Source organism: Nocardia sp. FBN12 (assembly GCF_054031145.1).
Window position 1 is genome coordinate 3562973 of sequence record NZ_CM132926.1, and the last position, 19250, is coordinate 3582222.

Annotated in this window: 12 protein-coding genes; 1 reads left to right on the forward strand and 11 read right to left on the reverse strand. The window is 68.0% G+C overall.

Annotated features, from left to right (window positions below; all coding sequences use genetic code 11):
• Positions 1-2: 2 nt before the first annotated feature.
• The 10 genes from ACWZHB_RS17155 to ACWZHB_RS17200 all read right to left on the reverse strand — a co-directional run bounded on the left by ACWZHB_RS17155 (position 3) and on the right by ACWZHB_RS17200 (position 16647).
• Positions 3-740 (reverse strand): thioesterase II family protein, encoded by a 738-nt coding sequence (locus tag ACWZHB_RS17155; protein ID WP_427908925.1) that lies wholly within the window; start codon positions 738-740, stop codon positions 3-5.
• Entirely contained in the window at positions 737-1990 is a 1254-nt protein-coding gene (locus ACWZHB_RS17160; protein ID WP_427908926.1) for a cytochrome P450, read from the reverse strand. The genes ACWZHB_RS17155 and ACWZHB_RS17160 overlap by 4 nt, the downstream gene beginning before the upstream one ends.
• On the reverse strand, positions 1987-2880 hold the full coding sequence (locus ACWZHB_RS17165) for a class I SAM-dependent methyltransferase (protein ID WP_427908927.1): 894 nt from the start codon (positions 2878-2880) through the stop codon (positions 1987-1989). The genes ACWZHB_RS17160 and ACWZHB_RS17165 overlap by 4 nt, the downstream gene beginning before the upstream one ends.
• A gap of 2 nt (positions 2881-2882) precedes the next feature.
• Complete coding sequence (locus tag ACWZHB_RS17170; protein ID WP_358063050.1) at positions 2883-3140, reverse strand: acyl carrier protein; 258 nt, start codon at positions 3138-3140, stop codon at positions 2883-2885.
• Between the two features lie 12 nt (positions 3141-3152).
• A complete protein-coding gene (locus ACWZHB_RS17175) occupies positions 3153-4070 on the reverse strand; it encodes an acyl-CoA desaturase (protein WP_427908928.1) in 918 nt (305 codons plus the stop codon).
• Positions 4071-4131: 61 nt separating this feature from the next.
• On the reverse strand, positions 4132-5379 hold the full coding sequence (locus tag ACWZHB_RS17180; protein ID WP_427908929.1) for an MFS transporter: 1248 nt from the start codon (positions 5377-5379) through the stop codon (positions 4132-4134).
• On the reverse strand, positions 5357-7678 hold the full coding sequence (locus tag ACWZHB_RS17185; protein WP_427908930.1) for a hotdog family protein: 2322 nt from the start codon (positions 7676-7678) through the stop codon (positions 5357-5359). The genes ACWZHB_RS17180 and ACWZHB_RS17185 overlap by 23 nt, the downstream gene beginning before the upstream one ends.
• A gap of 29 nt (positions 7679-7707) precedes the next feature.
• Positions 7708-14823 (reverse strand): SDR family NAD(P)-dependent oxidoreductase, encoded by a 7116-nt coding sequence (locus ACWZHB_RS17190; RefSeq protein WP_427908931.1) that lies wholly within the window; start codon positions 14821-14823, stop codon positions 7708-7710.
• 23 nt (positions 14824-14846) lie between these two features.
• Entirely contained in the window at positions 14847-15458 is a 612-nt protein-coding gene (locus tag ACWZHB_RS17195) for a GDSL-type esterase/lipase family protein (protein WP_427908932.1), read from the reverse strand.
• The gene (locus tag ACWZHB_RS17200) at positions 15445-16647 is read right to left on the reverse strand and encodes an NAD(P)/FAD-dependent oxidoreductase (RefSeq protein ID WP_427908933.1); all 1203 of its coding nucleotides are present in this window, start codon (positions 16645-16647) and stop codon (positions 15445-15447) included. The genes ACWZHB_RS17195 and ACWZHB_RS17200 overlap by 14 nt, the downstream gene beginning before the upstream one ends.
• A 214-nt stretch (positions 16648-16861) precedes the next feature.
• On the opposite strand from ACWZHB_RS17200, the gene ACWZHB_RS17205 reads away from it, so the two are divergent.
• Positions 16862-17401, forward strand: coding sequence for a PaaI family thioesterase (locus ACWZHB_RS17205; RefSeq protein WP_427908934.1), 540 nt, complete (start codon positions 16862-16864; stop codon positions 17399-17401).
• On the opposite strand, the gene ACWZHB_RS17210 is transcribed toward ACWZHB_RS17205, so the two are convergent.
• Positions 17389-19179 (reverse strand): AMP-dependent synthetase/ligase, encoded by a 1791-nt coding sequence (locus ACWZHB_RS17210; protein ID WP_427908935.1) that lies wholly within the window; start codon positions 19177-19179, stop codon positions 17389-17391. The genes ACWZHB_RS17205 and ACWZHB_RS17210 overlap by 13 nt on opposite strands.
• Positions 19180-19250: the final 71 nt, after the last annotated feature.

Genomic DNA, 19250 nt, shown 5'->3' on the forward strand with positions numbered 1-19250 from the left:
CCTCAGGTCAGGGCGGCGGTCATGATCGCCGCGACGGCCGCACGATGTCGATGGTGGAACAGGTGATCGCCGGCGAACTCGTGCGTGGCGAACAAGCCGTCGGTCAGTGCGCCCCATGCCCACACCTCGTCCGGATCGGCGATCGGGTCCTCGGCGCCGTAGAACGTCGTGATCGGGCAGGTGAGCCGGGGCCGCGGCCGATGGGTGTACTCCTCCGACAGCTCCAGGTCCGCCCGGGTCAGCGGCAGCGCGTACCGCAGGAAACTCGCGCTTCGGCCCGCCGCGCCCCAGGCCCCCATCGCGGCCATCGCGGCGGCGAAGTCGTTGTCGGGCAAGCGATGCAGGACCGCGCGACTCGCCGCCAGGTGTGGTGCCCGGCGACCGGATACGAACAGGTGAACCGGTGGCCGGCCGGCGACTGTCAGCGCGCGAGCGAGTTCATAGGCGATCAGCGCGCCCATACTGTGGCCGTAGAGTGCGACCGGCGAAGCTCCCGATCGGGTGATCTGACAAGCCAATTCGTCGACTGCCTCGCCGACCCGGTGCAGCGGCGGATGCTGTGCGACGTCCTCACGGCCGGGGAGCTGGACCCGGACGACGCCGATCTCAGGTCCGAACAGGTCCGGCCAGCGGTTGAACGACGAGGCCCCGGCGCCAGCGTGCGGGATACACACCAGCCGCACCGCCGCGGAGCCGGCGGCGCCGCGCAACCACGATTTGGCCAGTCCGGTGCCCGTCATCGGGCCCGCCGCACATCGGCGGGAAGGCCTTTCAGGCCGCGCACGATGAAACTGTGGTCCTGCCACTGGAATTCGTCCGATCGCGCTGCCAGCGCTTCCGAACGGACGAACAGGTACTCGAAGGCGACCTGCGCCTGCAGTTCGGCGAGCAGTCCGCCGAGACACCCGTGCATACCGTGGCCGAAGCCGAGATGTCCGCCACCGGTGCGGGTGAGGTCGAACTCGTCGGGCCTGGCGAAGACGGCGGGGTCGCGGTTGGCCGCGCCCAGGCACACCAGGATCTGCTCGCCCGCCGAGATCCTGGCACCGCCGAGCTCGACATCGCGGGTGGCCAGACGCTTGGTCAGCTGCAGCGGCGGATCGTAGCGCAGGGCCTCGGTGACCGCCGCCTCGACCGATTCCGGTCCGCGCCGGAGCAGGGCGGCCTGCTCGGGGTGCCGCAGCAGCGCGAGAGTGCCGTTGCCGATCAGCGATGTGGTGGTCTCGTTGCCCGCGACGAAACACATGATGCAGACGAAGACCACTTCCTCGTCGGTCAGCACATCGCCGCCCCCGGTTCGGGCGGCCAGCAACTGGCTGATCAGATCGGTGCCGGGCCGAGCTCGACGCTCGGGCAATACGGCGTCGACGGCGGCGGCGAACTCCTCGACCACAGCGCAGACCTGTTCGAAGTCCCCGGCTTTCATCATCCCGGGTTCGAGCAGGAATCGGATGTCGTGGGTCCACGGCCCGACCCGCGCGTGCAACTCCGCGGGTAGATCCATCCACTCGCACAGCACGGCCACCGGCAGCGGCCCGGCCAGGTCGGCGATGACATCCAGGCCACCGTCGCGCCAGGCCCGCTCCATCAGGTCGCCGGCGATCCTGGCCACCAGCGGGCGCAGCGACTCCACGGACCTGGCGGTGAACACCCGGTTCACCAATCCGCGCAGCCGCGCGTGATCGGGGTTGTCGGTGAACACCAATGACTTTCGCCCGAGCCGCTCGATCTGCGCGACGCTGCAGTGCCCGAGCCGCTCGGCCTGCCTGCTCACCAGAGTGGGGATCAGACCGGCGCTGAACGAGCGATCGTGCAGTACCCCGCGGACCTCGGCATGCCGGGTGAGCACCCACATGCCGAGCGTCCGGTGCACCGGTTCGGCCTCGCGCAACTGCTGGTACAGCGGATACGGGTCGTGCCGGAATTCGGCACCGAACGGGTTGAACCGGACCCGCGCCCTGGTCGGCGCGGCGGATTCGGGCGCGCTCATGCCGACCGCCCACCATGGCCGGCGAAGAATCCGGTGCGATACGGCACCAGCACGAGTCGCAGCAGGCCGATCTTGCCCATCCGGAAACCGAGCGCCGACAGTTTCAGGTAGCGCTCGTAGCGGGCCACCACATCATCGCCGACGATCGCGGTGGCTTCGGCGCGGTGCGCCCGCAGCCTGCGTGCCCACTGTTCGCACGTCCAGGCGTAATCGAGGCGCCCGTTGCTGATCGAGCGCACCTCGAACAGTCCTTCGGCCGCGGCGGTGATCTCGGCCAGGGTCGGCAGGTCGGCGTCGGGGAAGATCTCCTGTTGCATGAAGGCGCTGGCTCGGTCGCGGGACATGTTCGCGTAGGCGATGGTCTGCAGCGACAGTGTGCCCTCGGGCGTCAGCCAGTCGCGGCACCGCGTGAAGAACTCCCGGTACACCCGGATCTTCTCGTCCGGTGAATCGTCCGGGGTCGCGAAGTGCTCGAAGGCACCGATCGAGATGATGCCGTCGAATCGGGTGTCCGGCTCGTAGTGCAGCCAGTTCTCGGTTCGCACTTCGACGCCGGGATGCGCGCGCGACCGGACGAACTCGGCCTGCTCGGGGCTGAGCGTCAGCCCCACGGACCTGGCCACGCCGGCTCCGGCCAACCGCGCGAGGATCGCGCCCCATCCGCAGCCGATGTCGAGGACGGCGGTGGCGTGCTCGGCGTCGATCGCGTCCAGATGGCAGCGCAGTTTGCGGTCCTGCGCGAGTTCCAGTGTGTCGTCCGGATTTTCGCGCAGTGCGCAGGAGTAGGTCAACGACTCGTCGAGCCAGAGGCGATAGAAGTCGTTGCCCGCGTCGTAGTGGTGACGGATCGCTGCGGCGGCCGCGGTGGACCGCTCGGTATGCACCGGCATCGCTACCCCACACTCCGCCGGCTCTGCTCGTGCAGGTAGGCGGCGACAGCGTCGAGGTTCGGGTTGTCGAACAGGTCCTCGGGTGCCAGATCGACTCCGTAGCGGTCCTCGACCTCGATCAGCAGCGCGACGGCAAGGGCCGAGTCGATGCCGAGGCGGTCGAAATCGGTGGCCGGGTCGATGGTGGCGGCCGGTACCTCGAGCAGACCCGCGAGGTATTCCTGACACCAGGTGACAATGGCTTCTTTACTCGTATCCACGGTGAGAATTCCTTAGATTCGCTTGGCTGCCATGCGTTCGGCTGACGGCATTTTCAGGTCCCAGGCGAGACCGCAGAATGCCAGTGTTCGGATGAGCCAGAAACCGGGGTCGAGTCGATACCAGTCCAATCCGAAAGAGGGCGATTCGGGAAAGGCGTGGTGATTGTTGTGCCACGACTCCCCCAGCGTCGCCAGGGCGAATACCCCACCGTTGTGACTGTTCTCGCGGGATTCGTAGTTGCGGGTACCGAACATGTGCAGGAAGGAATTGATCGCCCAGACAATGTGTTCGAGGACGAAGATGCGCACCAGCCCGCCCCACAGCAGGCCGGCGACCGCGCCGGTCCAGCTCATCGAGACCAGGCCCCCGACAACGGTCGGGAGCAACAGCCCGAGGGCAACCCAGTAGTAGTAGAGGCGGGCGATACGGACCAGACCGCGGTCTTTGATCAGGTCGGGCGCGTAGTGCACCACGTTCGGGTATTCATGGCGGCGCATCCACAGGAAGTGCGAGTGGGCCAGGCCGATCAGGGCACCACGCAGACCGCCACCGGCGAGGTTGGGTGAGTGCGGGTCACCTTCGCGATCACTGTATTCGTGGTGGCGCCGGTGCAGGGCGACCCAGGAGATGACCGGCCCCTGGCCCGCCATCGAACCGAGGATCGCGAGTACCCACGCCACCCACGGCGCCGCTTTGAACGTGCGGTGGGTGAACAACCGGTGATAGCCGACCGTGACGCCGAGTCCGGTGAGCAGCCACATCGTGAACAGCAGGGCGAATTCCAGCCAACCGAAAGGCCGGACCGCCAGGAAGGCGAAGGCGACGACCGTGCCGATGATCGGGAGAATATCGAACAGCAGGAAATGGCGTCGTTGCAGTCGGTGAATGTACGGACTGCTGATCGTTTTCCTGCGCGGATCGGGGTTCATTGTTCAATTCACCTCAGCGGTATAGAAACCGGGCTGAACATTATTTACCGTAACCGTGTGTTCAGCGGTCGGCGACGGCGTGTGACAATTGCCGATCGACGGATCGGAATTGTTTATGACGGACCAGCGACAGCGCCACACTGATCGCGCCGAAGCCGGTGGCGAACAGCCAGATCCGATCGGCACCGAAGACCGCGATGACGGCTCCGCCGATCGCCGAGCCGAACGCCGCCCCGAGGTACATCGCGGAACCGTTGAGCGACAGCAGCATCGGTGCCTGCTCCGGAATCGCGTCGGCGATCATGCTGTGCTGCTGGGCAGGCAGGAAGGCCCAGCCCACCACGCCCCACACCGTGACGAAAAGGACAGTGGTTGCCAGGGTGTGCGCGGCGATCGGCTGCCAGGCCAGGTTCGCGGTGAAGATCGTCAACGCGCCGAGCAGGACCGGCCGCGCGCCGAATCGGTCGACCAGCACGCTGCCACCCCACAACCCGAAGATCGCGCCGACGCCGTGCGCCATGATCAGCGCGCCGACATAGGCCGAGCCGACCGCGGGGACCTCGGCGTAGATTGGACCGACATAGGTGAAGACCATCAATCCGGCGGTCATACCCGAGATCGTCACCGCGAGCCCCAGCCACACCGGTGGGTGACGCAGGGGTGCGAGTCGCTGCCGCAGCGACACCACGGGCGTGCTGTCGCCGGCCGGAACAGTCAGTGCGACGCCAACAGTCGTGATCAGCGCCACCGCGGCGACGACGACGAACGCCATCCGCCACGACGACAACCCGGCGACCCACACCCCGAGCGGTACCCCCGCCACGGTGGCGATCGAGATACCGCCCAGAATGACCGCCAGCGCTCGTCCGCGCCGGTCCGCCGAGGCCATTCCGGCCGCCGCCGCACCCGCCAGGGGGACATAGATCCCCGCGACGCACCCGGCCGCGACGCGAGCCACGGCCATCACCCACGGCGACCAGGCCACCGCGGCAAGCAGATTGACGGCGACGAACAGCGCGATCGCGGCCAGCAGCAGTTGCCGCGGCGAGCGCACCCGCAGCACCGTGACCACGACGGGCGCGGCGAGGGCGTAGGCCAGCGAGTAGCCGGTGACGAACAACCCGGCAGCGGCGACCGAGACCCGCAGGTCGGCGGCCATCGGTGCCAGTACCCCGGCGACGAGGTAGTTGTCGGTCCCCGCGCAGAACGCGCCGAGTGCCAGCACCAGGACCGGCAGCCACCTGATCGACGACGGTGGCGCATCGGTGGCCGGATGCCCTTGGTTCTCACCAGGGCTGGGCGTCGGCATCGCGCAGCTCCACAGCGACATCGGTGAGTTCGTAGATCCGCATGCGCGGTTTCCAGACGCTCGCGTCGGCGATCACCCGAATCCGGCCCGGGCGGCGTTCGACGCTCTTGATGTGCACCTCGAGGGTCATCAGTTCGTCGCTCGCGAGGATCTGCCCGCGATACCGCCACGACAGCGCGACCCCGACCGGAAGCACGAATTCCGGCGCTGCCAGTTCGGCCGCGAGGCCGGTGTCGATCGCCCACTCCTGCATCGCCTGGATCACCGCTTCGACACCGAGCGATCCTGGCATCACGGGGTCGAGGTAGAAGTGATAGTCGAAGAACCAGTCACCGGCGGTGACGGGCCGGGTGGCACGCAGGTAGCCGAGCCCGAATGTGCCTGCGTTGTCGACGGTTTCGATGCTTTCGAGCATTGCCAGATGTCCGGACGCCGACCCGACGGCGCCGCGATCCCGTCCGGCGGCCACATCGATCACCCGGACAGCGGGCCGTCGCTCCTGACTGTCGAGCCACGTGGGCACGAATTCGCCGTTGTCGAGGCCGTTCTGGTTGGCCAGGGCCGGGGCGTTGAAGAACCCGAACAGCGACTCCCCCGCGTAGAACGGTTCGCCGTCCACCGAGAGTTCGTAGGAGAAGGTCTGCAGCACCACACCGACCAGCACGGTGGTGTCGATCAGGGTGCTCGTCTGCTGAATTGTCTTGTCCCGCAGGTCGACTTCGCGCAGCACGGTCGCGGAGCCGTCCAGATTGCGGAGGCTGAAGTCCTCCTGCGGGGAGGTGAGGGTGGCGCCGAGGAAGTAGCCGAGCAGCAGCGCGGACTGCAGGGAGGTCTCCATGTACACGACATTGGGCATGGAGGCGTTGGCCGACTCGGCGTAGTACCAGGAGTCGGCGGGTGAGTCGTATTCGGTGTGCGAGCGGGCCGAGTCGAGCTGGCCGCGTCGCCCGTCGACGTCCATGACCCGGTCACAGAGCTGGAGTCCGTGGTTGGGCATGCGCGTGGCCCGGCGGCCCGCGTAGGCCGAGAACTCGGGGCCGAGCGCGATGCCGAGATCGCCGCGGGCGCTGTGGGTCATGTGGAACTCGCCGAGCAGGGCTCGTTGCCCGAAGACGTTGCGGCGGCCGAAGAATCGGGGTATCGCACCGCCCTGCTCCGGGCCGATCGGCAGGCCTGGTTCCTCTCTGATCTCCACGGCGAGACCGTGGACGCGTGCCACGACTGTTCCCGAACACCGGATCTCGGCGTTGACGCGAAGCCAGGGGCGTGGGAGCAGGTCCATCTGGACCACGTCGGCGATCAGCTCGGCGGGACCTGTCAGCGGTGCGAGCACGGTCACCTCCAGGGGCTCGCCTGCCTGGAATCGGGCACCTGCCAGGCACAGGTGCATGCCCGCGCGCAGCGCGAGGATCTGCGCTGCCTGCCAGGCGACCTCGGTCGCCGCGGTGAGAAGATCGCCGCCGTCGAGTCGGCAGGTCGCCCGGAGTTGCCCTCTGGCCCAAGGGCCCTCGCGGCCGGCGATATCGAGAACCTCGGTGAGGTTTCCGTGGGTGCCTTCGGTGAGCCGGATGTCGGGGTTGACGCCTTCCTGGTCGTAGGCCGGGCCGAAGACCGCCGCCACGTCGCCGCAGGCCAGTGCCGTGAGGGCTCGGCCGTCCACTGCGGTGATCGGGGTGCGGGCGAGGAACTTGAAGGCGTTCATGGTGGTTGCGGGTGGTGGGAGTTCCGATACCACCGGGTGGCCGGGGGCAGCGGAGACGGTGAGCCCGGTCGTGGGTGCGTAATCCACCATGACCGCGAACGACTGCTCCGCCCATGCTGTCGGCTCGGGTTCGGGCGCCGGGATGGGCAGGGGGCCCTGCTCGCGGCGGCCGAGGGTGTCGAGCGCCTGTCGCTGTAATGCGGTCTGAACGTCCATCGCCGAGAGGTGAGCGGCGACCAGCTCGGACCGAACCTCGTGCAGGAGAGCGGAAATGGGGTCGACAGGAGACACCGCCGCCGTGACGTGGTGCGCCGCGCCTGCGGTCGGCCCCTGTACATCGGGCCGCAGCACCGGCTGAGCCGCGGCAGTGGCTGACGGTGCCGCCGCGGCGGCCGGTGGGCCCTGTGCAGCGGGCTGTTGGAGCACCGCCCGCTGCGAGGTGGGTGGATAGACCGCCGACAGCGACGGGGCGGCCGGGTGCACTACGGATCCCGGCGCTGCGTGCGGGGTGGTGGCCGGTTCCAGTGCCAGGGACCAGGCGAGGACGTCGAAGGGTTCACCGTCGAAGTCGAGGGTGTCCAGTGGTGTGATGGTCATCGGATCTCCGTTCCTGACATCGGCGATGCTCACGAGCGCTGCTCGCGCAAGCGCACGGCCTCGGCGAACTTCTCGGTCATCTCCGGGGTGGCGATGACCGCGAGGGCGGAATAGCGCTGCAGGACTGTGCCGTTCGGGTGGCAGGCGGTGACCGTCACGGTGACCTCTGTGCTGTTCGTGTTGGCCTGCAGGTCGTCGACCACCACCACGAACGGACCGTCGTCGGGCAGCGGCGCGAAATACTCGATGCGGCCGATGGACAGCGGCAGGCAGGCCGAGTTCATGAACCACACGCCTAGCAGCGCCCCGGACTGAATCGCGACATCGGCCAGCACCGGACTGTGCAGTGCCCCTGCGAAATTGCCGGTGCCGATGCCGGTGTCGGGGAGCCTGCCTTCGACGACGAGGCGCCGGTCCGCTCGTTCCAGGATGCGGCGGACGCCTTGGAGCAGCGGCCCGTGGAACAGATCCGCGGCACGGTAGACGTCAAGGCCGTTCTCCGGCCCTTCACCGATCGCGTAACCCGGCCAGCCGGAAATAGCTGGTGCAGATGGTATTTCGGCGGCGAGGAGGAAGGTGCCGGTGAAGTGCGACGGAGCGAGAGTCTTGCCGGGTTCGTCACTGCGAATCCAGACCGTGACACTCAGTCGGTCGCCGGCGACCGTACCGGCCTGGACGTCGAGCCGGTAGGAGCGCTCTTCTTTCCCGTCGTACACGATGCCCCGGAGCACCTCGAACCCAGTGCATTCCACGACTCGCAGGCCGGGGTTGGCGCGCTCGAGCACGTTGATCGCCCAGCCGAGCCCGGCGGCCGCGGGGAACACCGGGAACTTGCCGACTCGATGGTCGCCGATCACCGGATCCGCGGCCAGCGATGCGAGATCGCGGTAGGCGGTGAAAGGTTGTGTGGCAGCGATGGTTACGGCCGTTGCGAGCGGGGCAGCGGGGCCGACCAGCACCGACACGTCGTCGGCGCGACCGGGGGCGAACTGTTCGGCGAACATCCGGGCACCCGCGTCCATCCCGAGCAAGGCGACACCGCGCGCGAGGAAGACTTCGCGCAGTTGCGGAGTCACCATGCCGCCGTCCCAAGCACCCCAGTTCACGGTGGTGACGTGCCCGGCGAGACCTTGGCGGCGCCAGCTCACCGCCGCGCGGTTGAGCGCTTCGTTGGCGACGGCGTAGTCGGCCTGACCCGGATTGCCGTAAACCCCGGCCACCGACCCGAACAGGATGAGATGTCCGAGCGTGGCGTCGCGCAGGGCGCTGACCACGTTGTACAGCCCGTCCAGCTTGGTCGCGAGAACGACGCGGATGTCGTCGGCGGACTTGGCTGCCAGCAGGGAATCGGCGAGCGCGCCCGCGCCGTGCACGATGCCGGTGACCCGGCCCGCGTCCGGCGCGAGTGCCCGCTGTGTGGCTTCGGCGTCGGTGATGTCGACCGCGAGGTAGCGCACCCGTGCGCCGGTCTCGGCTACCGCGTCGACGGTCGCGCGGATCTCGCGCTGTGCCAGCAGGTTTCGGGTGAGCCGGTCGACCTGTTTCGGTGTCGGCTGCTCACCCGCGGCGCGCACGGCGGCGATGGCTGCGGCCTTGAGAGCATCGTCGGCGACGCCCAGCGCCCATTCCGGCTCGTCGTCGAGTCCGGTGCGTCCGAGCAGGACGAACTCGCAGGGTCGGCGAGCGGCCAGTTCACGCACACACCGCGCGGTCACACCCCGCGCACCACCGGTGACGACGAGAACATCGTCGGTGGTGAGGGCCAGTTCGGTGGTCTCGGTGGAACTCTCGACCGACTGTGGGCGCAGGGTCCAGCGGGCGTGGCCGGCGTCGATCCCGACTTCGCGAGCGTCGATGGCGGCGTCGTCGAGTTCGGCGAGGAAGGAGACGATCACCGCCTCGTCGGTCAGCTGCGGCGAGAGATCGAGTGCCCGGCAGAACAGTCCGGGCGCTTCCTGCGCGAGGGTCTTGACCAGACCGCTGACCCCGCCGACAACGGCGGCGGCAGCGGCTCGCTCGCCTCGGTGGCCGAGCACACCGTCGATGCGGGTGAGCGTGACGAACGCCGCCCGCGTACCCGCTTCGGCGGTCGCCACCAGGCGATCGTGGACCAGCGTGGCAGTGTGGATCGTGTCGGCGAGCCGATGACCACCCGCCAGCCACTGGCTGTCGGTGGGCAGGACGGACAGGCACAGATCCAGCCGCGCGACATCTTTCAGCGCGGACTCGATCGCCGCCTGCACGGTGACACCGTCCCACTCGCGGACTCCCGCATCGTCGCGGGCGGTGACCGAGGCCGTGTGAACGGTCCATCCCTGTTGCTCGAGGCCGGTCGCGAGCGTCGCGGCGGTGTTGTCACCGTGGTCGACGATCAGCGCGGTCCGGTCCGTGGCGTAGGGCTGGTCGAGCCGGTCGATGTCGGGAAGTGCGACAGGCACGATCCGCAGCAGGACCGGATCGTCGTCGATCCCGCCGCGAGTGTCGCGCTGCTGCGCCCCGGGGTACGCGGTACTCGACGACGTATCGGTGCCATGTGTGGCGGCAACGGGACCAGTGGTTACCGAGGTGCCAGCAGCTGCCGACGAGTCGGCGGCTGCCGCACCTGGCGAAGCTGCGCCGGTCGCGGCAGAGCCCGCGACGAAATCGACGATGTCACTCAGCGTCCGCAACTCCGCGACCTGCTCGGGACCGACGGCAGGCACACCGTCGACGCGCTCACCGACCGCACCCATGATCTGCACCCGCTTGATCGAATCCACACCGAGATCGGCTTCCAGATCCAGCGACATCGCCAGCATCTCCGGCGGATAACCGGTCTTCTCCGAAACCACCTGCACCAACACCGACCACACCGCGTCGGCATCGACCACCGATCCGGTCGCGGGCGCGACGCCCGGCACCGAGACCACCGATGCGGCGACGAAATCCACGATGTCACTCAGGGTCCGGAGTTCGGCGACCTGCTCGGGACCGACGGCCGGTACCCCGTCGATGCGCTCACCGACCGCACCCATGATCTGCACGCGCTTGATCGAGTCGACACCGAGATCGGCCTCGAGATCCAGCGACAGTGCCAGCATCTCCGGCGGATAACCGGTCTTCTCCGAAACCACCTGCGACAGCACCGACCACACCGCGTCGGCATCGAGTGCCGGAGACGTAGGCGCGGTTGCCGGCGCCGAAACCACCGATGCGGCGACGAAATCCACGATGTCGTTCAGGGTCCGCAACTCCGCGACCTGCTCGGGACCCACAGCGGGCACACCATCGATGCGCTCACCGACCGCACCCATGATCTGCACCCGCTTGATCGAATCCACACCGAGATCGGCTTCCAGATCCAGCGACAGTGCCAGCATCTCCGGCGGGTAGCCGGTCTTCTCCGAAACCACCTGCGACAGCACCGACCACACCGCGTCGGCGTCGAGCGCCGGGTCGGTTGTCTCGGCAGCGGCGACCTCTGGGTGACGGGTCACGGCTTCGGTGTCGAGCGATCGGTGCCCTGACACCGCGTCGCCGGTGCGCGGCGAGTGCTCGGCCGTCGGGTCGGCGGCGTCCGTCGAGCCCGCTGTGAACCTCGGTGCGGCCGAATCAGAATGCGGGGCAGGTGATTGCGGGGAGCGCTCCGGCGGGGCCGCCCGGTCGCCGGTCTGACGGTCGAGCAGCGCGGCCGGGGCCGACGGCTGCGAATTGTGGGTGCCGTTTCCGTTGCCGACGGAAGGTTCGGCGTGGAATCCGTTGGTACCGGTTCGGCCAGTGGCATCGACTGGCGTCGGTGATGCGTGTTCCAGGCCGGACAGCGAAGCGAGGATCTCATTGACCCGAACATGGGTTCGGCCGATCGCCAGGCTTTGCTCCTTGATGGCGTGCACGGTCGAGTGGAGGCGGTCGTCGGCACCGCCTGTCCGCTGCGCGTCGCGCAAGACCGAGACCAGTCCTTCGGCGACCTCGAGTTGCCCCTCGGCGTATCGGCTGTGGATGTCGAGGTGCTGCTGAGTCACGGTGTCCCGCCCGGCGCCCGGATAGGCCGAATCGGAGGAGTTCGTCATCGGAACATCACGGCCAGCCGCGGAACCCTGTGCGGCCATGACTGTTTCGGGTACTCGCACGACCGCCGAAGTCTGAGTCGCTGTCGACCGCACGGCAGTCTGTGCCTGGACCTCGGCGGCCGCCTGATTCTCGGCGGCGGCTCGCGACTGCGCAGCGGCCCGCGTTTCCGCTGCCTGGGCCGCGGCCTGTGCTTCAGTAGCGATCTGGGCCTGGGCGGCAGCCTCCGCTTCGGCGGCTCCCCGAGCCTGCGTGACAGCTTCCAACACGACCTGCTCCTCGATTCCCTTGCGGTAGAGCTCCTTACGGGATTCCGGGACGAAGTCGCGGCCGTTGAGCCGGACCACCATGCCGGGCGCCTCCGGCACCGCGAACGGCGCGGCGTCGTGGCGGTGGATGTCGACGATCGGCGCACCGAGCACCGCTAGTTGCAGCGCCGCCTTCTTGAGTGCCACATCGCTGTCGCCGGTCGGGCCCTGGTCGGTCGAGAGGGCGATGACGTCGGCGCCGAGAGTCCGGCGTACGAGCGAGGTGAGCGTGGCCTTGGGCCCGAACTCGACGAATACATTGCAGCCGTCGGCCTGCATGGCCTGCAGCCCCGCGACGAACTCGACGGTTTCGAGCAGCTGGTCGGTGAGCACCTTGCGGTTGCTCGCGACCCGCGAACCATATTCGGCGTCACGGGAATTCGCGTAGATCTTGGCCTTCGGAGCACGAATGCCGACGTTCTTCACGGCGGCCTTGAACGGCTCGACCGCGTGGGCGACGTAGCGGGTGTGGAACGCGCCCGCCACCGGCAACTCACGCACGGTCAGCCCGCGCGCCCGGCCCGCCGCGACGAATTCCGCGACGGCCGCGGTACCACCACCGACCACCACCTGGTCGGGTGCGTTGTGGTTGCACACACTCACATCGGGATGGTCGGCGAGGATCGCGCTGACCTGTTCGCGGTCGGCCTGCACCGCGGCCATCGTGCCCGCGTCGGCGTCGGTGTCGATCGCCATCGCCGCGCCGCGCGCCCTGGCGAGAGTGAAGTAGTCGGCGGTGTCGAGCGAATCCACCGCCCACAGCGCGGTCAGCTCACCGAAGCTGTGGCCCATGAATCCGGCGCAGGTCAGGCCGCGCTCGGACAGGAACCGGTACTGCCCCACCGACAGCGCCGCGATCGCGGGCTGCGCGAACTCGGTGCGCCGCAGCGTCGCCTCCTGGGCATTGCGCTGCTCGGGGTCGAAGACCGGCGCGGGGAACACCACCGCGGCGGGCGGCCGGGCCGCGTCGGCGAACACCGCGTTGGCCTCGTCGAAGGCGGTGGCGACGGTGGGATTGTTCAGTACCGCGGCCAGACCCATGTCCACGTACTGGCTGCCCTGGCCGGCGAACAGCGCGCCGATCTTCAGATCGGGCAGCGCCCGGCGACGGAAGACGATGCCGCGCGGATGGTTCCACTCGTCGGCGTCACCGGCGAGTTCGGTCACCGCCAGCGCGCGCAGCGCCGACGCTTCGTCCTCGTCGCGCGCCACGAATCCGACGCGGGCGTGTTCGTCCGGAATCCCGGCGTCACCGTTCGGCTCGGCGCCCGAACTCAGCAGGCTCGCCAGTTCGGCGGTGGACTCGGCGTGCCACAACCAGACCCGCGCGGTGCGATGCATCGTCGCCGCGCGATCACCGGCGGCCTCCTCGAGCACCGCGTGAAAGTTGGTGCCGCCGAAGCCCATCGCCGACGCGGCCGCACGACGTTGCGGGCGGTGCGGATCGCGGATCCACGGCCGCGTCCTGGTGTTGATGTAGAGCGGCGAGGAATCGTCGAGCGCCTTGTTCGGCGCGGTGACATTGATCGACGGCGGCAGCACCTTGTGATGCAACGCCAGCGCCAGCTTGATCAAACTGGCCGCACCGGCGGCACCCTTGGTGTGCCCGATCTGGGATTTCACGCTGCCGATCGCGGCGTATCCGGTCTCGTCGGTGGCCGCACGCAGTACCGCGTTCAACGCGGCGAGCTCGGTCTGATCGCCGACGCGGGTGCCGGTGGCGTGCGCCTCGAACAGCCCGATCGTGGCCGGTGAGCAATCCGCGTCTTCGTAGGCGCGGCGCAGGGCGGCCTGCTGGCCCTCGGCGCGCGGGGCGTAGATGCTCTTGAAGCGCCCGTCGCTCGAGGACCCGATGCCCTTGATCACCGCGTACACCCGGTCACCGTCGCGTTCGGCGTCGGCGAGGCGCTTGAGGGCGATCATGCCGATGCCCTCGCCGACCAGCGTGCCGTCGGCACTGTCGTCGAGCGGCTTGATCACGCCCGAACGCGACAGCGCCCCCACCTTGCTGAAGCACAGGTACCCGAAGATCGAGTTCTCGGTGTCACAGCCACCGGTGATCATCATGTCGGCACGCCCGGACACCAGTTCGCTGATCGCGACGTGGACCGCCGACAGTGAACTCGCGCACGCCGCGTCGACGGTGCAGTTCATGCCACCGAGGTCGAGGCGGTTGGCGACCCGGCCCGCGATCACATTGCCCAGCAGGCCCGGAAACGAGTTCTCCTCCCAGGACGGGAAGGCGTCCGCGTACTTCTGCGCGATCTGTTCGGCGTCGGCCTGCGTCAGCCCGCAACTGCGGATGACCTCTTTGAGCACCGGCGTCGACAAGCGCGCGGCCAGCGGGTGCGACAACGTCGTCGGTCCGGCGACGCCGAGCACCACCCCGGTGCGCTCGGGCCGGTACCAGTCCGACCCGACCGCGCCCGCGTCGGCGAGCACGTCACGGGCCACGAGCAGGCTCAGCAACTGCACGACCGTGGTGACCTCGAGCTGATTGGGCGGCAGCCCGAACTCGGTGACGCTGAACGGCATCTCGGGCACGAAACCGCCACGGCGGCAATAGGTCTTGTCGGGTGCCGTCGGGTCGGCGTCGTAGTAGTCGTCGAGGTTCCAGTGCGTGGCCGGGACGTCGGACATGCAGTCCGCGGCGTCGACGACGTTCTGCCAGAAGTCACGGAAATTGGCGGCCATCGGGAACAGTCCGCTCAGTCCGACGATCGCGATCGGGTTGTCGGCCAGGCGCCGCGTCATGGCCGGGTCTTCGGAGTGCCGAAGGTGGTCGTTCATGGTTGCTATCCCTTGTCTTCTGCTCAGAGTTGCGTAACTCGCACAGTCCGGACCTCGTCGATGAGGTCGGCCATCGCCGTACCGATGAGCTGATGGCCCGCCGGACTCGGATGCATGCCGTCCGGGGACCACATGACCGGGTCCGCGGTGATGGGTGCGTTCACCAAATCGAGTCGCACGAGGTCGAACTCGTGGACGAGGTCGTCGAGATAGTCGTTGGCTTGCGCGAATCGCGACCGCAACACCGTGCGCACGGATTCGGGCAGACCGGGCAGGCGGTCCGGGATATCCGGCCAGTTCGTGGTGAACACCAGCCGATCCCGGCGCGCCAACCCGGCATAGATGTGACGCAGGTTGCGGCGGAAGCGATCCGGGTCGTAGTCGGTGACCAGGTCGTTTCCGCCGACGATCACGCCGATCAGCGGAGCATCGGCGGCGAGGGCCACCGGCAGCTGCCGGTCGAGGACATCCTGGGTGGTGGCCCCGTAGGAACCGAGGTTCAGTGTCGCGCCGTGAATTCCGAGCAGGTGCTCGACGTGCGCGACAAATCCCGCGAAGGAGCCGTCGGCGGTGACCGCACCGCCGCGCCCCTCCGCGAAACTGTCGCCGAGCACCATCAGCTCATACGTTGGCACCGAGTAGTTTCGCGATGCGTTCGGGTGCGAAGAATTCCTCGCCGGTCATTCCGCCGCCGACCATCGCGAAGAAGTCCGTGGCATATTCCTCGTTCTTTTCCAGCGCTCGGAAAACAGCCAGCAATTGCGGAGTCAGCTCGAGCGTGGAAATCGTGCAGGTGAATTCGAAACTCGACTGCGATTTCTCGTCACGTTCGCGCTGGTAATCGGCGAGCGCCTCGGCCATCGGCCGCTGTTCGGTCAGACCCTCGTGCACCCGTTCGGCGAGCAGTGCCGCGTAGTCGAACGCGTCGGAGATCCCGAGTCCGGTGAACGGGTCCTTGTGGTAGCCCGCGTCGCCGACCAGCGCCCAGCCCGCGCCGTGCGACTGGCGGCGGTAGTTGTCCGGATACCGCATCGGGTAGAAGCGGTCCTCGCGCTTGCCCTTGGTCACCAGTTCCTCGGCGAACTCGGGCAGGATATCGCGGGCGACCTGCACGAAGTTGGTCTCGACATCGGCCCGGAAGTCGGAGTACTTGTCGATCTTGCGCATGACCGCGACGAGCGTCTGGTCGTTGTGTGTCGGCCAGATGCCGATCTGCTGCTTGTCGCCGATGCGGCTGTGGAACTCGGTCTGCGACAGGCCGCTGAAGTAGCTGTAGTAGATGAAGCACTCGGCCGCGACCTTCGTGTAGGTCTCGGCGCCGACAGCGTTGGCGACGAACGAGTTGGTGCCGTCCGCGCCGATCACGATGCGGGCCCGCTCCTCGGCGATCTCGCCGCCTGCTACCGAACCGCGAATGCCGACGACCACGCCGTCTTCGATGATCAGTTCGCTGACGGTGTAGCCGGTGCGAACTTCGGCGCCTGCCTCCTTCGCCCCCTCGACCAGGATCGTGTCGAGTTCGGTGCGCCGCGGCGCGTAGGTGGCATCGATGCCCTGGATGGGATCGGCGAACCCCGCGATGACGATGTCGAGGTAGGACACCGTCATCCGCTTGATCGCCGGCACACCGGTGGCGATCAGCTTGTCGAGCAGACCCCACTGGGCCAGCCGGGCCACGCCGCGCTGCTGAATGTAGTGCGTCGAGACGGTGTCACTGGGGAAGGTGGCCCGGTCCACCACCAGGACTCGATGTCCCTGCCTCGCCAGCAACATGCCGACCGGTGAACCCGCGCACCGCGCGCCGACAACAATCGCGTCATACATCAGGGTGACTCCTCAGTAAATGAAACGCTTATGGCCCCGGTTGCGAGTTTACGGAGGAGAACCGCATGATCCGCATACCGATTTCCAATCGGATTACATGAATAGGTGTTCCCTAACAATGGATCTCAGTATTAGCGATCCGGCAGCTCGACGGAATAGTTGAATTCAACTTCCGTTCATCACGAAAAACGGTTGAATATGCGCTAATTGGGGCATGCCAACTGGAAATGAACCAGCCCCCGGAATCGCCGCAGCGCAGGCTCGGCTGACGAATATGACCGGTGCCGCGACGCCGGACTACGAACAGATCCGCAAGACCGTCGACACGCTCGTGCCGTTCGTGAATCTGGTAGGGGTGCGCATGACCGAACTCGGCCCCGGTTCGGCGGTGGCCGAGATCCCCGAGTCACCGCAGATGAGCAATCACCTGGGAACCGTGCACGCGGGGGCGTTGTTCCTCGCGGCCGAAGTCGCCTGTGCGGGCGCGTTTTCCGGCATCATCGCACCGCGCATTCTGCATGTGCGGACCTTCGTGCTGCGCGGCACCAAGACCACCTTCTTCCGGCCTGCTCGTGGGCGGATCCGCGCCAGTGGCACGGTGAGCTCCCCGATCCTGGCCGACGTGGTCGGGCGCAGGACCGAGGAACAGTTCGACATCACCGGAAAGGCCTTGCTGCACGACGACAGTGGCGCCTTGCTCGCGAAGGTGGACCTCGAGTACTTCTGCTGGCTGGCCGCGGGTCAGCCGGGGTAGAGCTCGGCGATGACGGCGTCGTAGTCGGCTTCGATCGCCGCGCGACGCAGTCGCAACGACGCCGTCAGCTGCCCCTTCTCCATCGAGAAGTCCTCCGCGAGAACGGCGAACCGGCGAATCGACTCCGCCCGCGAGACGAGCTGGTTCGCCGCCTCGACACCGGCGGCGATCTCCGCGAGCAATCGGGGGTCGTCGGTCGGGATGCCGGCGGCCAGGTCGACGTCGTGCTGGGCGGCCCACCGGGCCAGCACCATCGGATCGACGGTGATCAGCGCGGTCACATACGGTCGCCCTTCACCGACGAGCATGCAGTTGCTGACCAAGGCGTGCAGGCGAACTCGATCTTCGAGGGGCGCGGGTGCCACGTTCTTGCCGCCGCTGGTGACGATGATCTCCTTGCGCCGACCGGTGATGAACAGGAACCCATCCTCGTCGAGACGGCCGAGATCCCCTGTGGCCAGCCAGGTTTCGGCCGAGTGGCCGCCGTCCGGCCAGTACCCGGGGAAGACCTGTGGGCCGCGGACCAGGATCTCGCCGTCGTCGGCGATCGCGACGGTCGTGCCCGGCACCGGTCGGCCGACCGCGCCGGCCCGATTGGCGTGTGGCGCACTCATACTCACTGTCGACGATGCCTCGGTGAGACCGTACGCGCCGATGATCTCCACGCCGATCCCGGTGAAGAAGTCCGCTGTCGACGGTTCCAGCGAGGCGCCGCCCGCGACCATGTGCTCGAGCCGTCCGCCGAGCATGCCGCGCCATTGCTTGCCGATATCGGTGTCGATCACCGCGCTCGCCGGGGGCGGCTGACCGCGTCGGCGTGCGTGGCCGATCGCGATCGCCGCCGCCTCTGCCGTGTCGTAGGCGGCGCTGCCGAGTGCTTGACGTGCCGCTTTGCGGATCTTCTCCAGGACGTACGGGACGCCGATCAGGAACGTCGGCCGGAAGTTCGGCAGTTCGGCGGGCAGCTGCGCGGGGGTGGCGACCAGACCGGTGCGGACCCCGGCCAGTACGCAACCGAACTGCACGACCCGCCCGTACACGTGGGCGAGCGGAAGGAACAGTAGCGTCGACGCGGGATCTGCTGGGGTGCGCCGGAATACGGTGTCGAGGAGCTCGACGACGTTGGCAGCGGCGGCGAAGATGTTGCGGTGGGTCAGCAGGCACCCCTTGGGCACTCCGGTCGTGCCGCTGGTGTAGACGATCGTCGCGACATCGTCGGCGCGCACCGCCAGCCTGCGTTCGGTGGCCTCGGCGTCGGCGACCGCTGCGCCCTGCTCGGTCAGCGCGGGCAACGACGAGCCGAGCAGCCAGGCTCGCCCGCGCAACGCCTCCCCCGCGGCCGCGCCGATCATCTCGGACTGTTCGGCTGTCTCCACGAAACACGCGCTGGGCCGGGCATCGGCCACGATGTGCTGGATCTGCTCGGCCGAGGACGTCAGGTACACCGGCACGACCACCGCACCGACACTCAGCACCGCGAAGTCCGCCGCCGACCACTCGAAACTCGTACCGCCGAGGATCAGCACCCGATCGCCGACGCCGATCCCGTTGGCCGACAGGCCTTTCGCGAGCCCGAGAACAACTCGCGCGAACTCGGCGAAGCCGACATCGACCCAGCCCTCGTCCGTATTGCGACTGAACACGACGGCCGCCGGATCGGCAACGGCCTTGCGGAACACCACGTTGGCCAAGTTGTCGTCGGCCGCCATAGTGACCAGTGGCGCGACGCTGTATTCCTGCGCAACACGGTGCCCCTGCACGGCACTGTCTTCCACCACGCCGCCTCCTCGCCCGGCCGTGTCTCCTCGCACCACGCTGCCCTCTTGCCCGGCGGTGTCTCCTCTTACCA

Bases quoted from the DNA above. Each gene is read 5' to 3' on its own strand.
- ACWZHB_RS17155 (WP_427908925.1), bottom strand. From the start codon at position 740: ATGACGGGCACCGGACTGGCCAAATCGTGGTTGCGCGGCGCCGCCGGC.
- ACWZHB_RS17160 (WP_427908926.1), bottom strand. From the start codon at position 1,990: ATGAGCGCGCCCGAATCCGCCGCGCCGACCAGGGCGCGGGTCCGGTTC.
- ACWZHB_RS17165 (WP_427908927.1), bottom strand. From the start codon at position 2,880: ATGCCGGTGCATACCGAGCGGTCCACCGCGGCCGCCGCAGCGATCCGT.
- ACWZHB_RS17175 (WP_427908928.1), bottom strand. From the start codon at position 4,070: ATGAACCCCGATCCGCGCAGGAAAACGATCAGCAGTCCGTACATTCAC.
- ACWZHB_RS17180 (WP_427908929.1), bottom strand. From the start codon at position 5,379: ATGCCGACGCCCAGCCCTGGTGAGAACCAAGGGCATCCGGCCACCGAT.
- ACWZHB_RS17185 (WP_427908930.1), bottom strand. From the start codon at position 7,678: ATGACCATCACACCACTGGACACCCTCGACTTCGACGGTGAACCCTTC.
- ACWZHB_RS17190 (WP_427908931.1), bottom strand. From the start codon at position 14,823: ATGAACGACCACCTTCGGCACTCCGAAGACCCGGCCATGACGCGGCGC.
- ACWZHB_RS17200 (WP_427908933.1), bottom strand. From the start codon at position 16,647: ATGTATGACGCGATTGTTGTCGGCGCGCGGTGCGCGGGTTCACCGGTC.
- ACWZHB_RS17205 (WP_427908934.1), top strand. From the start codon at position 16,862: ATGCCAACTGGAAATGAACCAGCCCCCGGAATCGCCGCAGCGCAGGCT.